This is a genomic window from Clostridium vincentii (assembly GCF_002995745.1).
Lineage (GTDB): Bacteria > Bacillota > Clostridia > Clostridiales > Clostridiaceae > Clostridium > Clostridium vincentii.
Genome location: NZ_PVXQ01000054.1, coordinates 1 through 15,325, shown reverse-complemented (window position 1 = coordinate 15,325; position 15,325 = coordinate 1). Strand labels below are relative to the sequence as shown.

Genomic DNA, 15,325 nt, shown 5'->3' with positions numbered 1-15,325 from the left:
TACACCATTCTTCGATGGATATAGACCACAATTTTATTTCAGAACAACAGATGTAACAGGATCAATTAAATTACCAGATGGAATGGAAATGGTAATGCCAGGAGACCACATAGATATGGTTGTTGAACTAATTACTCAAGTAGCAATGGATGAGGGGTTAAGATTCGCAATTAGAGAAGGTGGAAGAACTGTAGGATCAGGTGTTGTTACTAGCATCGTTTTAGAATAATAAGTAAACTTAGATATTAGAGGAGTGGGTACTCACCCAGTCCTTTGCATGCAAATGCTGCATTGACATGAAGGGACTTTTATGGTAATGTAAGAAAGTGATTCATAGTTCCGTAATTAGTCAAACGATAAGAGTATAGTCTCTTAAAATATATAGTAATAACTGGAGGTGCAGACCGTGAGAGTAAAAATAACTTTAGCATGCACAGAGTGTAAACAAAGAAACTACAATACAATGAAGAACAAGAAAAACAACCCAGACAGAATGGAAATGCAAAAGTATTGTAAATTTTGTAAAATACATACTGTTCATAGAGAAACTAAATAGGTTAGCAGTTTAGTAAAGACACATACTTACCAGATTTAAGGATGTGAGCAAATGGCTGGAAATAGTATAAATGTACAAAACAACGCTAAAAAAAGCGGAATTGTAAAGTTTTTTAAAGGGATGAAGGCAGAAATAAAAATAATAACTTGGCCATCTAAAAAAGAAACAAAAAAAGCATTAATAGCTGTTGCTGTAGTCACCTTAATATATGTTATTTGGGTTGGCGGATTCGATTATATTTTTCAAAACCTCTTTGAAGCGATTTTGAAACTTAAATAAGGGGGTTTGGGTGATATCACCTAGTGAAATATGAGTGAAAGAGCAAGATGGTATGTTGTACATACCTATTCAGGATATGAAAATAAAGTTAAAATAAGCATAGAGAAGGTTGTTGAAAATAGAAACCTTCAAGATTTATTATTAGATCTTCAAGTTCCTATGGAGGAAGTCATTGAAGAGAAAGATGGTAAAGAGAAAGTTTGCTTAAAGAAAAAATTTCCTGGGTATGTACTAATAAAAATGTTTATGTCAGATGAATCTTGGTATGTCGTAAGAAATACAAGAGGAGTCACGGGGTTTGTTGGACCTGGATCTAAGCCAGTTCCGCTTACCGATGAAGAAGTAAGATCTATGGGAGTTGTAGAACTTCCAAAAGATATAGGCTTAGAGGTAGGAGAAAGCGTAAAAGTAATCTCAGGACCACTTAGGGAATTTATTGCTGTAGTTCAAGAAATTAATTTTGAAAAACATAAAATCAAAGCTTCAGTGGATATGTTCGGTAGAGAAACTCTAGCTGAATTAGACTTTAATCAAGTTGATAAATTAGTTTAATAATTATTTATGAAACTAATTTTTAAATAAGTGGGAGGACTAAAGTCCGTAATCACCACAGTATGGGAGGAATAGTAAATGGCAAAGAAAGTAACTGGAATGATCAAACTTCAACTTGCTGCAGGGAAGGCGACACCAGCACCACCAGTTGGTCCAGCGTTAGGTCAACATGGTGTAAACATAATGGGATTCTGTAAGGAGTTCAATGCTAAGACTGCAAGTCAAGCTGGATTAATAATACCAGTAGTAATTACAGTATATCAAGACAGATCTTTTAGTTTTATATTAAAGACTCCTCCGGCTGCAGTTTTAATCAAGAAAGAATTAGGGTTAGAAAGCGGTTCAGGAGTTCCAAACAAGACTAAAATCGGTGTATTAACTAAAGATCAAGTTAAGAAAATCGCAGAAATGAAAATGCCTGACTTAAATGCTGCTACAGTAGAAACTGCAATGAGCATGATCGAAGGAACAGCAAGAAGTATGGGAGTAACTATTGAAGAATAATTCATAAATTAGTGGGAGGCCAAGGCCGTTATTACCACAAAGGAGGCTTATTATGGGAAAGAAATATGTTGAAAGTGCAAAGTTGATTGATAAAAAAACTCTATATGGTCCAGCAGAAGCGTTAGAACTTTCTGTAAAGACTGCAAAAGCTAATTTTGATGAAACTATTGAGCTACATGTAAGACTTGGAGTTGATCCAAGACATGCAGATCAACAAGTTAGGGGAGCTATTGTTTTACCAAATGGTACTGGTAAGACTGTTAGAGTATTAGTTTTCGCTAAAGGTGATAAAGCTAAAGAAGCAGAAGCAGCAGGAGCAGATTTTGTTGGGGCTGAAGAATTAGTTCAAAAGATACAATCAGAAAACTGGTTTGACTATGATGTAGTTGTAGCAACTCCAGATATGATGGGTGTAGTAGGAAAAATAGGTAGAGTTTTAGGGCCTAAGGGATTAATGCCTAATCCAAAGTCAGGAACAGTAACATTTGATGTTGCTAAAGCTATTGCTGAAATAAAGGCTGGTAAGGTTGAGTACAGAGTAGATAAAACTGCTATAGTACATTGTCCGATAGGAAAGAAATCATTTGGAGCTGATAAGCTAAAAGAAAATTTCCATGTATTAATGGAAGCTTTGGTTAAGGCTAAACCATCAGCATCAAAGGGTCAGTACCTTAAGTCAGTAACTGTTTCAAGTACAATGGGACCTGGATTGAAAATTAATTCAACAAAAGTTTTAGACTAATATTGACTTAAGAAAATTAATATGATATAATTTATTAGGTTATTAAAAAAAAAATATTAACTCCGTAGACAGTAGGTGCGAAAGCGTAAAGTAGATCAACCTGCCGAGGTAGATATATTAGTTTATAATAGGTCTTCCTTGTGTCTACGGGAAGGCCTTTATTAATACAAAAAGCAGTTAAAAACTGTGAGGAGGTGGACACACAGTAATGAACAAAAACAGACAATTAAAAGAAGCAAAAGTTGCTGAAATTAAAGAGAAATTAGAAAAAGCACAAGCTGTTATTCTTGCTGACTATCAAGGTCTTACTGTTGAGGAAGATACTCAACTAAGAAAGAATTTGAGAGAAACTGGTATAGAATATAAAGTATATAAGAACAGATTAGTTATACTAGCAGCTAAGGAGTTGGGACTTGAAGGCGTTGAAAAATACTTGAAAGGACCAGTAGCTATAGCTTTCAGCTATGAAGATGCTACAGCCCCAGCAAGGATTATTAATGATTTTGCAAAAACTCATAAGAAACTTGAGCTAAAGGCCGGTATTGTTGAAGGACAAATCTTTGACACTGAGAAGATTATCCAAATTGCTTCAATACCATCAAAAGAAGTTCTTATTGCGAAACTTCTTGGAAGTATCAAGGCTCCATTATCAAACCTTGCGTACTTACTAAGTGCAATAAAAGATCAGAAGGAAGCTGGATCAGCTGAATCAGCTGAATAATTTTAAAATCAATCGATAAGAAATTTTGGAGGTGCAATTTAAATGACAAGAGAAGATATAATTCAAGCAATAAAAGAAATGAGTGTTTTAGATTTAAACGAATTAGTTAAAGCTTGCGAAGAAGAATTTGGCGTAAGTGCAAGTGCTCCTTTAGCAGCTGCAGGTGCAGCGGCAGGTGCTGTTGTTGAAGAAAAAACAGAGTTTGATGTAGTATTATTAAGTGCTGGAGCTAGCAAGATTAAGGTAATTAAGGTTGTTAGAGAAGTAACTGGATTAGGATTAAAGGAAGCTAAAGAAATAGTTGACGGAGCTCCTAAAGCAGTAAAAGAAGCAGTTACTAAGGATGAAGCAGATGAAGTAAAAGCTAAATTAACTGAAGTCGGTGCAGAAGTAGAAGTTAAGTAGTTTTTAGATAATAAAATAAAAAAGGTGCTAGTTTATTAGCACCTTTTTTATTATCTAATATATGAGGATAAAGTATTTAAATATTTATCCCTGCTTTTTAATAGTAATATTGACAAAAATTTGATGTTGTGATACTATCATTCATTATACTGTTCAATATGTAACAATATAGTAAATGGAAAAAAAGAGTATATTCCATAAAATTATGGTTATACTAAAGATGATGCTCTCCGAAAGCACAAGTCCTTAGGGATAGTGGCTTTTGGGTTATTTTAGTTTATACAAGGGGTGAAAATTCATGGTACATCCTGTCCAAGTTGGAAAAAGAACAAGAATGAGTTTTGCTAAGGTTAAAGATGTAACTGATATGCCGAACTTAATAGAAGTGCAATTAGATTCTTATGATTGGTTTTTAAGAGAAGGACTTCATGAAGTTTTTAGCGATGTGAGTCCTATAACTAATTTTACAGGAAACTTAAAATTAGAATTTACTGATTATAAGCTTGATATGGAGAATATCAAGTATACAGTTGAACAATGTAAAGAACGTGATGCTACTTATGCAGCACCACTAAAAGTTTCTGTAAGATTACAAAATGAAGAAACAGGAGAAATAAAAGAACAAGAAGTATTTATGGGAGATTTTCCATTAATGACGGAACAAGGTACTTTTGTTATCAATGGAGCTGAAAGAGTAATAGTAAGTCAACTAGTAAGATCTCCTGGAGTGTACTACAATAGTAGCAGAGATAAGAGCGGTAAGAAATTATTTTCAGCAACGGTAATCCCTAATAGAGGCGCGTGGCTTGAATATGAAACAGATTCTAACGATATTATCTATGTAAGAATTGATAAGACTAGGAAATTGCCAATTACAGTAGTTGCTAGGGCTATGGGAATAGGAACAGATCAAGAATTACTTGATTATTTTGGCGAAGATGAAAGATTCAAAGCCTCAATAGAAAAAGACAATACAAAAACAAAAGAAGAAGGACTATTAGAAATATATAAGAGATTAAGGCCAGGAGAACCACCAACAATTGATAGTGCTGTATCGCTTATTGATTCTTTGTTTTTTGATGCAAAAAGATATGATTTATCGAGAGTTGGAAGATATAAGTTTAATAAAAAACTTGCAATAAACTTAAGAATTGCAAATCAAGTTGCAGCAAGTGATGTTGTTAACCCTTCTACTGGAGAAATAATGGTAGAAAAAGGCGGAAAGATTAGTAGATTAATGGCAGAAGATATTCAGAATGCTGGTGTTAATTCTGTTGATATATTAGTTGAAGATAAGGTATTTAGAGTGGTTGGAAATAATTTTGTTGATATACATAAGTATATTAATTTTGATATTTCTGAATTACACATAAAAGAATCTGTACATTATCCTACATTAAAGGAAATCCTTGATAATTTTACAGAAGAAGATGCTATTAAAGAGGAAATTAAGAAGAATAAAACTAGATTAGTGCCAAAGCATATAATCAGAGAAGATATATTCGCAACAATTAGTTATGAACTTGGGTTAGCTCAAGGTGTTGGTAATATTGATGATATTGACCATTTGGGCAATAGACGATTAAGGTCTGTAGGAGAATTATTACAAAATCAATTTAGAATTGGTTTGTCAAGAATGGAAAGAGTAGTTAAGGAAAGAATGACTATTCAAGACCAAGAAACAATAACTCCTCAAATGTTAATAAATATAAGACCGGTAGCTGCTGCCATAAAAGAATTCTTTGGTAGTTCACAGTTGTCACAGTTCATGGACCAGACAAATCCTCTTTCTGAGTTAACTCATAAGAGAAGATTGTCTGCTCTTGGACCAGGTGGTCTTTCAAGAGAGAGAGCTGGTTTTGAAGTAAGAGATGTTCATCATTCACATTATGGTAGAATGTGTCCTATAGAAACGCCAGAAGGACCAAACATAGGACTTATTAATTCCTTAGCAACTTATGCGAAGGTTAATGAATATGGCTTTATGGAGACACCATATAGTATTGTCGATAAGGAAAATGCGAGAGTTACAAAAGAAATTAGGTATTTCACAGCTGATGAAGAAGATCAATTTTTAGTAGCTCAAGCAAAGGAACCTTTAGACGAAAATGGTAATTTTATTGATAAAAAAATAACTGTAAGAAATAAAGAAGAAATTTTTGTTGTGCCAGCTAATGAGGTAGATTTAATGGATGTATCTCCAAGGCAAATCGTATCTGTTGCAACATCGATGATTCCTTTCTTAGAAAATGATGATGCGTCAAGAGCTCTAATGGGTTCGAATATGCAACGTCAAGCCGTACCTTTATTAAAGCCACAAGCCCCAGTAATTGGTACTGGTATAGAATATAAAGCAGCAGTTGATTCTGGAGTTCTTCCAAAGGCAAAGAATGCTGGTATAGTTAGTTATGTTGGTGGTAATGAAGTTAGAGTGAAGAGAGATTCTGATGGAGGAACTGATGTTTATAGACTCCTTAAGTTTAAGAGGAGTAACTCTGGTACTAGTATAAACCAAAGACCTATAGTTGATACTGGAGAAATAGTGTTTAAAGATCAAGTAGTGGCAGATGGTCCTTCAACTGATTTAGGCGAAATAGCATTAGGTAAAAATATAAGAATGGGATTTATAACTTGGGAAGGTTATAACTACGAAGATGCTATGCTTATATCTGAAGAATTAGTAAGAGAAGATGTTTTCACATCAATTCATATAGAAGAATATGAATCAGAAGCTAGAGATACTAAGCTTGGGCCAGAAGAAATTACACGAGACATTCCTAATGTTAGTGAAGATTCTCTTAAAGATATGGATGACAAAGGAATTATAAGAATCGGGGCTGAAGTTAGATCAGGAGATATACTTGTAGGTAAAGTAACACCAAAGGGTGAAACTGAACTAACTGCTGAAGAAAGGCTTTTAAGAGCTATTTTTGGTGAAAAGGCAAGAGAAGTAAGAGATACTTCTTTAAGAGTTCCACATGGAGAATCTGGTATTATAGTAGATATTAAAGTATTTACTAGAGAAAATGGGGATGATTTAAATCCTGGAGTTAATGAGCTTGTAAGATGTTATATAGCTCAAAAGAGAAAAATATCTGTTGGAGATAAGATGGCTGGTCGTCACGGTAATAAGGGTGTTATTTCAAGAGTGCTTCCTGAAGAAGATATGCCTTTCTTGCCAGATGGAAGACCATTGCAAATCTGTTTAAATCCATTAGGTGTTCCCTCTCGTATGAACATTGGGCAGGTGCTTGAAGTTCATTTAGGTTGGGCCGCAAGTCAATTAGGATGGCATATATCTACCCCTGTATTTGATGGAGCAACTGAAAGTGATATAGAAGAATGTCTTGTAAAAGCTGGTTACAATGTAAATGGAAAAACTCTTTTGTATGATGGAAGAACAGGGGATGCTTTTGATAATGAAGTAACTGTTGGGATAATGTATATTTTAAAGCTAGCTCATCTAGTTGATGATAAAATACATGCAAGATCGACAGGTCCATATTCATTAGTAACTCAACAACCTCTTGGAGGTAAAGCTCAATTTGGTGGCCAAAGATTCGGAGAAATGGAAGTTTGGGCTCTAGAGGCATATGGTGCAGCTTATACATTACAAGAAATATTAACTGTAAAGTCAGATGATGTCGTAGGTAGAGTTAAAACTTATGAAGCCATAGTTAAGGGAGAGAATATTCCGGAACCAGGAGTTCCAGAATCTTTTAAAGTTCTTATTAAGGAACTTCAAGCACTATGCTTGGATGTAAGAGTACTAAATGAGAAGAATCAAGAAATTGAATTAAAAGAATTCTCAGAAGAGGATTCTCATGAATTAGAAATAAATATAGAGGGCGCTGAAGAAGTGAAAACTGAATCAACGACAGATGAAGAAGATAACTATTTAGTCGAAGAAGAAGAAGAAGAAGAAGAAAAGGAAACTGATGAAGATGTAGAAAGTAGTCAGTCAAATGGATTACAAGAAGATTTGGTATTAGATGACTTCAACGACGAACACTAATTTTGAAGGGAGGATATACCCTTGTTTGAATTTAATAATTTTGATGCAATGCAAATTGGATTAGCGTCTCCTGAACTAGTAAGACAATGGTCTAGAGGAGAGGTAAAGAAGCCAGAAACAATTAATTATAGAACACTAAAACCTGAAAGAGATGGTCTATTCTGCGAAAGAATTTTTGGACCAATGAAGGATTGGGAGTGTCACTGTGGTAAGTATAAGAGAGTAAGATATAAGGGAATTGTCTGTGACAGATGTGGCGTTGAGGTCACAAAATCTAAGGTGAGAAGAGAAAGAATGGGGCATATTGAACTTGCTGCCCCGGTGTCCCATATTTGGTATTTTAAAGGAATTCCATCAAGAATGGGGTTAATTCTTGATATGTCACCAAGAGCTTTAGAGAAAATTTTATATTTTGCTTCATATGTAGTAATTGATCCAAAAGAAACACCACTTTTAAAGAAGCAACTTCTTAATGAAAAGGAATTTAGAGAAGCTGCTGACAAATATGGTGAAGAAGGATTCATAGCAGGTATGGGTGCAGAAGCTGTTAAACAACTTTTAGAAGCAATTGATTTAGAATCACAATCAATTGAGTTGAAGGAAGGATTGAAACAAAGTACTGGACAAAAGAAAATTAGAATAATTAGAAGACTTGAAGTTATTGAGTCATTTAAAATATCAGGTAATCACCCTGAATGGATGATTATTGATGTTATTCCAGTAATTCCGCCAGATTTAAGGCCAATGGTCCAATTAGATGGTGGTAGATTTGCAACATCTGATCTTAATGACTTATATAGAAGAGTTATTAATAGAAATAACAGATTAAAGAAATTACTGGATCTAGGTGCACCAGATATTATAGTAAGAAATGAGAAGAGAATGCTTCAAGAAGCTGTAGATGCTCTTATAGATAATGGAAGAAGAGGAAGACCTGTAACAGGGCCTGGTAACAGAGCTCTTAAATCTTTATCAGATATGCTTAAAGGTAAGCAAGGCAGATTCAGACAAAATCTTCTTGGTAAGAGAGTTGATTATTCTGGTAGATCAGTTATAGTTGTTGGTCCAGATCTTAAGATGTATCAGTGTGGACTTCCAAAAGAAATGGCTATTGAACTATTTAAACCTTTCGTAATGAAAAAGCTAGTGGAAGTAGGAGTAGCACATAATATAAAAAGTGCTAAGAGAATGATTGAGAGACTTATGCCAGCGGTTTGGGATGTGCTTGAGGAAGTAATCGCAGATCATCCGGTCTTACTTAATCGTGCACCTACTCTTCATAGGTTGGGTATTCAAGCATTCCAACCTATATTAGTAGAAGGAAGAGCTATAAAACTACATCCTTTAGTTTGTACTGCTTATAATGCGGATTTTGATGGTGACCAAATGGCAGTCCATCTGCCATTATCAGTAGAAGCCCAAGCAGAAGCAAGATTTTTAATGCTTGCGGCTGGAAATATATTAAAACCATCTGATGGGAAACCCGTTTGTGTACCTACTCAGGATATGGTTCTTGGAGCTTATTATTTATCAATGGATAAAGAAGGAGCAAAAGGGGCAGGGAAACATTTTTATTGTAAAGAAGAAGCAATAATGGCGTATGAAGTAAAAGAAATTGCTATTCAGGCAGAAATATTTGTAAAAATGTCTCAATTAGAAGATGGAGTTGAAAAATCAGGGATAATTAAAACTACAGTTGGAAAGTTATTGTTTAACGAATCAATACCTCAAGATTTAGGTTTTGTTGATAGAAGCAATCCAAGTGAAAAATTTAATTTAGAAGTTGATTTTTTAGTTACAAAGCAATCGCTTGGAACAATCATAGATAAGTCTTATTTAAAACATGGCCCAACAAATACATCAGTAATGCTAGATAAGGTTAAAGCATTGGGATATCACTATTCGTCAATAGGAGCTGTAACGGTTGCTGCATCTGATATGATTGTGCCACCAGCTAAGTTCGTCTTATTGAAAGAGGCTGATGAAACAGTTGGAAAAATTGAAAAAATGTATAAAAGAGGATTTATATCTAATGAAGAAAGATATGAAAGAGTTATAGAGAAGTGGACTAAAACAACTGAAGAAGTTGCAGATGCCTTAATGGAAAGTTTGGATAAGTTTAATCCAATATACATGATGGCTGACTCAGGCGCCAGAGGGTCTAAGTCTCAGATTAAGCAGTTAGCAGGAATGAGAGGGCTTATGGCAAGTCCATCAGGTAAGATTATTGAATTACCTATAAGAGCATCGTTTAGAGAAGGATTAGATGTACTTGAGTACTTTATTTCTACTCATGGAGCTAGAAAAGGTAATGCAGATACAGCTTTAAAAACTGCCGATTCAGGATATTTAACAAGAAGACTTGTTGATGTTTCGCAGGATGTAATTGTAAAGGAAGAAGATTGCGGAACTGATGAAGGCATGATTGTATCAGAAATTAAGGAAGGCACTGAAGTAATTGAGGGTCTTGAAGAAAGATTAACTGGTAGATATGCTGCTGAAGATATAAAAGATCCGAAAACTGGTAAAGTCATTGCTAAAAGAAATTCATATATGGATTCTCATAAGGCAAAGGAAATATCGGCTACTGGAATTAAGAAAATTAAGATTAGATCAGTATTCACATGTGCTTGTAAAACTGGGGTTTGTGCTACGTGCTATGGAATGAACATGGCTACAGCTAAAAAGATCAATATAGGAGAAGCTGTTGGTATAATAGCAGCGCAATCTATTGGGGAGCCTGGTACGCAACTTACTATGAGGACATTCCATACAGGTGGAGTTGTTGGTTCGGATATCACTCAAGGGTTACCTAGAGTTGAAGAACTTTTTGAAGCTAGAAAACCAAAGGGACTTGCAATAGTAAGTGAAATTCCTGGTACTGTTAGAGTTGAAGAAACAAAGAAAAAGAGAATTGTACATGTAATGTCAGCTGATGGTGAGGAAAGAAGCTATGATATACCATTTGGATCTAGATTGAACGTAGTCAATGATGATTTAATTGAAGCTGGAGACGAAGTAACTGAAGGTTCCATAAATCCTCATGATGTAATGAGTATTAAAGGTATAGATGGAGCTAGAAGATATCTTCTTGCAGAGGTTCAAAAAGTATATAGACTGCAAGGTGTTGATATTAACGATAAGCATCTAGAAGTTGTTGTTAAACAAATGACTAGAAAAATTAAAATCTCTGATTCAGGGGATACTGACCTTCTGCCCGGTACTATGATTGATATGTTTGACTTTGCTGAAGCGAATGATAAGGTAAGAAAAGTTGGAGGAGAAGAAGCCATTGGAGATCAAGCATTACTTGGTATTACAAAAGCATCACTTGCAACTGATAGTTTCTTATCCGCAGCATCATTTCAAGAAACAACAAGAGTTCTTACTGAAGCTGCAATTAAAGGGAAGATAGATCCATTAGTTGGGTTAAAAGAGAATGTTATTATTGGTAAGTTAATCCCAGCAGGTACAGGTATGATGAGATATAGATCTGTAAAACTAAATGTGGAAGATGATTGCCACGAAGATACTATAACATCAACTGAATAATATAATGTAATTTTATTGACATTTATGGTCTTAGGTGATAAGATACCAAGTGTGTGATTTCTAAAATTACACTACAGTAAGATTATCTGCATGATATCATTTATGAAAAGTATATTACTTTGAATTTGTGAGTTTATTAAGGGGAGGAATCCTATGTTAGACAGACTTGTAGGTGGGCCAGTGATAGCTATAAAACAATGTAAAAAAGCTATAAAATGGTGAAGGACAGGTTTTGTATGTGGCTAAAGATGTAGACAAAAAATCAATTGTATCATTAATAGACTTAGCAAATAACTGTAGGATTAAGATTGAGGCTGTAGATACTATGACAGAATTAGGTATGATATGTGAGATGGAAGTGAAAGCTTTAGTTACATTGATACTATAATTAATTAGGTTTATCTTTTTATATTAAAATAGATAAAAAAAAATTCAGGAGGTGAAAAAATGCCAACTATAAGCCAATTAGTAAGAAAAGGAAGAAAAGTGGCTACTACAAAGTCTACTGCACCAGCACTTAAAGAGTGTCCGCAAAGAAGAGGTGTTTGTACTATAGTTAAAACTACGACTCCAAAGAAGCCTAACTCAGCCTTAAGAAAAGTTGCTAGAGTAAGACTAACTAATGGATTCGAAGTTACTGCATACATTGGAGGCGTAGGTCACAACTTACAAGAACATAGTGTTGTTCTTATAAGAGGTGGTAGAGTTAAGGACCTTCCTGGTGTTAGATACCATATTATAAGAGGTGCACTTGACTGTGCTGGAGTCGCTAACAGAATGCAAGGAAGATCAAAGTATGGTGCTAAGAGACCTAAGAAATAGGCTCTTAACAGAATGCAGTGCTTATCTTCAGCATTTACATAGATTTAAAGTAAGTTTATATAGATGAAGAAGTTAGCACTTTGCGGTATATATGATAATACCGAGTACCTATGAACTTAAACTATAATTTTAAGGAGGGAAGAAAAGTGCCGAGAAAAGGATGTATAGCAAAAAGAGATGTATTACCAGATCCAATATATAAATCAAAAGTTGTTACAAAACTTATAAATAGTATAATGGAAGATGGTAAAAAAGGAGTAGCACAAAAAATATGCTACGAGGCTTTTGAAACAATGGCTGAAAAAACTGGTAAGGATGCGTTAGAAGTATTTGAAGATTCAATAAACAACGTTATGCCTTTACTAGAAGTTAAAGCTAGAAGAATAGGTGGTTCAACTTATCAAGTTCCAATAGAAGTTAGACCAGAGAGAAGACAAACTTTAGGTATCAGATGGATACTGATTGCTGCTAAAAAAAGAGGCGAAAAGCTTATGAGTGAAAGGTTAGCTGGAGAATTATTAGATGCAGCTAGCAACACAGGCGCAGCAGTTAAGAAGAGAGAAGATACTCACAAGATGGCTGAAGCAAACAAGGCTTTTGCTCACTACAGATACTAAAAAAAACTGTTTTGGTTCTTTTACCAAAACAGTTTTCTCAAATTTAATAATAACTCATTGAGAGGAGGACTAATTAATGGCTAGAAAATTTGCGTTAGATAAATTTCGTAATTTCGGTATAATGGCACATATAGATGCTGGTAAGACTACTACTACAGAACGTATATTATTTTATACTGGCAAAAGTCATAAAATAGGAGAAGTTCATGAAGGTGCTGCTGTAATGGATTGGATGGTTCAAGAACAAGAAAGAGGTATAACAATTACTTCTGCAGCAACTACTTGTGTATGGGAAGGCCATGAATTAAACATTATTGATACTCCTGGGCACGTAGACTTCACAGTTGAAGTTGAAAGATCTCTAAGAGTACTTGATGGAGCTGTTACAGTTCTAGATGCAAAGAGTGGTGTTGAACCTCAAACTGAAACTGTGTGGAGACAGGCAGATAAGTATGGAGTCCCAAGAATGATTTATGTTAATAAGATGGATGCAACTGGTGCTGATTTCTTTAGATGTGTTAACACTGTAAGAGATAGGCTAAAAGCTAATGCTGTTCCGATACAAATTCCAATAGGAGCAGAAGATAAATTTAAGGGAATGATAGACCTTATAAGTAACAAGGCTATATTATTTTACGACGATCTTGGAAAAGACGTTAGAATAGAAGAAATTCCTGCTGAATTAGTTGCTCAAGCTGAAGAATATAGAAGCGCTATGATTGAATCAATAGCAGAAACTGATGAGGAATTAATGATGAAATACCTTGAAGGTGAAGAAATCACTACAGAGGAATTACATGTAGCATTAAGAAAAGCTACTATATCTAACGAAATTTATCCTTGTATCTGTGGATCTTCATACAAAAACAAAGGAGTACAAGAAATGATTAATGGAGTGGTAGCTTATTTACCATCACCATTAGATATTTCTGCAGTTAAAGGAACATCTTTAGACGGAGAAGTAGATACAAGAGAACCTTCAGATGAAGCTGGCATGTCAGCACTAGCATTTAAGATTGCAACTGATCCATTTGTTGGAAGACTTGCCTTTGCTAGAATTTATTCAGGAGTAATGAAAAGTGGTTCTTACGTTCTTAACTCAACTAAGGGCAAGAAGGAAAGAGTAGGAAGACTTGTAAAGATGCATGCTAATCATAGAGAAGAAGTTGATTGTTTAGAAGCTGGCGAATTAGGAGCGATTATTGGATTAAAGAACACTACTACTGGTGATACTTTATGTGATGAAAATGCACCAATAATTCTTGAATCAATGGACTTCCCAGAGCCAGTAATAAATGTAGCTATCGAACCAAAAACGAAAGTCAGTCAACAAAAAATGGGATTAGCACTTGCTAAGCTTGCTGAAGAAGATCCAACATTTAAGACTTGGACTGATCAAGAAACTGGTCAAACAATTATTGCTGGTATGGGTGAACTACACTTAGAAATAATTGTTGATAGGCTTCAAAGAGAATTTTTAGTTGAATGTAATGTTGGAGCTCCTCAAGTTTCGTATAAAGAAACAATTAGAAAAGCTATTAAAGCAGAGGCTAAATATGCTAAGCAATCAGGTGGTAAAGGTCAATATGGGCATGCCGTAATTGAAATGGAACCATCAGAAGGTGAATATGTATTTGTAAATGCTGTTGTTGGAGGAGCTATTCCTAAGGAATATATTCCAGCTATAGATGCAGGTATTAGAGAAGCAGCTTTAAATGGTATTATCGCTGGTTATAACGTTATTAACTTTAAAGTTAAGTTAGTACACGGTTCATACCATGATGTTGATTCATCTGAAATGGCATTTAAGATCGCTGGTTCTATGGCATTTAAGAATGCGATGGCTAAGGCAGATCCAGTATTACTTGAACCAACAATGAAGGTTGAAGTTACTGTTCCAGAAGAATACATGGGTGATGTTATAGGCGATATTAATTCAAGAAGAGGAAAAATGGAAGGTATGGAGGCTGTTAATGGAGCACAAATCATTAGAGCTTTTATTCCGCTAGCGGAAATGTTTGGCTATGCTACAACTTTAAGATCAAGATCACAAGGTAGAGGTACTTACTCAATGACATTTGATCATTATCAAGAAGCACCAAAGAGCATACAAGAAAAAATAGCTGGTGAAAGAAGTAAATAGTAATTTTAATACGAATATAAGTGCACTTTAATTTTAAAATTTAAATAATAAAGCAAGATATTATATATTTCTAAGTCAAATATTGATGAAAGAAATTGTGTATTAATTGCTATTAAGGAGGAATTTACAAAATGGCAAAGGAAAAATTTCAAAGAGTTAAACCACATGTAAATATCGGAACAATAGGTCACGTAGATCACGGCAAGACAACACTTACAGCAGCAATTACAACAGTGTTATCAAAAAAAGGATTTGCAAAGGCATTTGACTATGCAGCAATAGATAAGGCGCCAGAAGAAAAGGCGAGAGGTATTACAATTAATACAGCTCACGTTGAATATGAAACAGAAAACAGACATTATGCACACGTTGATTGTCCAGGACATGCTGATTATGTTAAGAATATGATAACAGGAG

The 15,325-nt window shown here is 34.7% G+C and carries 15 protein-coding genes and 1 other annotated feature; all 15 genes read left to right on the top strand.

The features are described 5' to 3' along the window. Nucleotides 1-229 (top strand): EF-Tu C-terminal domain-related protein (locus CLVI_RS15920; protein ID WP_479723349.1); only part of this gene is annotated, 229 nt, incomplete at its 5' end. A 177-nt stretch (nucleotides 230-406) separates the two neighbouring features. Then, nucleotides 407-556, top strand: a complete 150-nt coding sequence (rpmG, locus tag CLVI_RS15915) for a 50S ribosomal protein L33 (RefSeq protein ID WP_106061089.1) — start codon at nucleotides 407-409, stop codon at nucleotides 554-556. A gap of 51 nt (nucleotides 557-607) precedes the next feature. Beyond that, nucleotides 608-835, top strand: coding sequence for a preprotein translocase subunit SecE (gene secE / locus CLVI_RS15910; protein WP_106061088.1), 228 nt, complete (start codon nucleotides 608-610; stop codon nucleotides 833-835). Nucleotides 836-865: 30 nt separating this feature from the next. Next, nucleotides 866-1,387 (top strand): transcription termination/antitermination protein NusG, encoded by a 522-nt coding sequence (gene nusG / locus CLVI_RS15905; RefSeq protein WP_106061087.1) that lies wholly within the window; start codon nucleotides 866-868, stop codon nucleotides 1,385-1,387. A 78-nt stretch (nucleotides 1,388-1,465) separates the two neighbouring features. Next, nucleotides 1,466-1,891, top strand: coding sequence for a 50S ribosomal protein L11 (gene rplK / locus CLVI_RS15900; protein WP_106061086.1), 426 nt, complete (start codon nucleotides 1,466-1,468; stop codon nucleotides 1,889-1,891). A 52-nt stretch (nucleotides 1,892-1,943) separates the two neighbouring features. Continuing rightward, nucleotides 1,944-2,633, top strand: a complete 690-nt coding sequence (rplA, locus tag CLVI_RS15895) for a 50S ribosomal protein L1 (protein ID WP_106061085.1) — start codon at nucleotides 1,944-1,946, stop codon at nucleotides 2,631-2,633. A gap of 44 nt (nucleotides 2,634-2,677) precedes the next feature. Further along, nucleotides 2,678-2,805: a sequence feature (ribosomal protein L10 leader region), on the top strand. A 36-nt stretch (nucleotides 2,806-2,841) separates the two neighbouring features. After that, nucleotides 2,842-3,354, top strand: a complete 513-nt coding sequence (rplJ, locus tag CLVI_RS15890; protein ID WP_106061084.1) for a 50S ribosomal protein L10 — start codon at nucleotides 2,842-2,844, stop codon at nucleotides 3,352-3,354. 42 nt (nucleotides 3,355-3,396) lie between these two features. Beyond that, complete coding sequence (gene rplL, locus CLVI_RS15885; protein ID WP_106061083.1) at nucleotides 3,397-3,759, top strand: 50S ribosomal protein L7/L12; 363 nt, start codon at nucleotides 3,397-3,399, stop codon at nucleotides 3,757-3,759. Nucleotides 3,760-4,057: 298 nt separating this feature from the next. Beyond that, nucleotides 4,058-7,774: a DNA-directed RNA polymerase subunit beta gene (gene rpoB / locus CLVI_RS15880; RefSeq protein ID WP_106061082.1), complete on the top strand. Its 3,717-nt coding sequence runs from the start codon at nucleotides 4,058-4,060 to the stop codon at nucleotides 7,772-7,774. Nucleotides 7,775-7,795: 21 nt separating this feature from the next. Continuing rightward, on the top strand, nucleotides 7,796-11,326 hold the full coding sequence (gene rpoC, locus CLVI_RS15875; protein ID WP_106061081.1) for a DNA-directed RNA polymerase subunit beta': 3,531 nt from the start codon (nucleotides 7,796-7,798) through the stop codon (nucleotides 11,324-11,326). Nucleotides 11,327-11,558: 232 nt separating this feature from the next. Next, on the top strand, nucleotides 11,559-11,714 hold the full coding sequence (locus CLVI_RS15870; protein WP_242980751.1) for a ribosomal L7Ae/L30e/S12e/Gadd45 family protein: 156 nt from the start codon (nucleotides 11,559-11,561) through the stop codon (nucleotides 11,712-11,714). A gap of 59 nt (nucleotides 11,715-11,773) precedes the next feature. Further along, nucleotides 11,774-12,148, top strand: a complete 375-nt coding sequence (gene rpsL, locus CLVI_RS15865; protein ID WP_106061080.1) for a 30S ribosomal protein S12 — start codon at nucleotides 11,774-11,776, stop codon at nucleotides 12,146-12,148. A gap of 146 nt (nucleotides 12,149-12,294) precedes the next feature. Next, a complete protein-coding gene (gene rpsG / locus CLVI_RS15860; protein WP_106061079.1) occupies nucleotides 12,295-12,765 on the top strand; it encodes a 30S ribosomal protein S7 in 471 nt (156 codons plus the stop codon). 76 nt (nucleotides 12,766-12,841) lie between these two features. Next, nucleotides 12,842-14,908, top strand: a complete 2,067-nt coding sequence (gene fusA, locus CLVI_RS15855) for an elongation factor G (protein WP_106061078.1) — start codon at nucleotides 12,842-12,844, stop codon at nucleotides 14,906-14,908. 131 nt (nucleotides 14,909-15,039) lie between these two features. Then, nucleotides 15,040-15,325: GTP-binding protein (locus tag CLVI_RS15850; RefSeq protein WP_207655393.1), on the top strand; the 286-nt coding region annotated here is incomplete at its 3' end.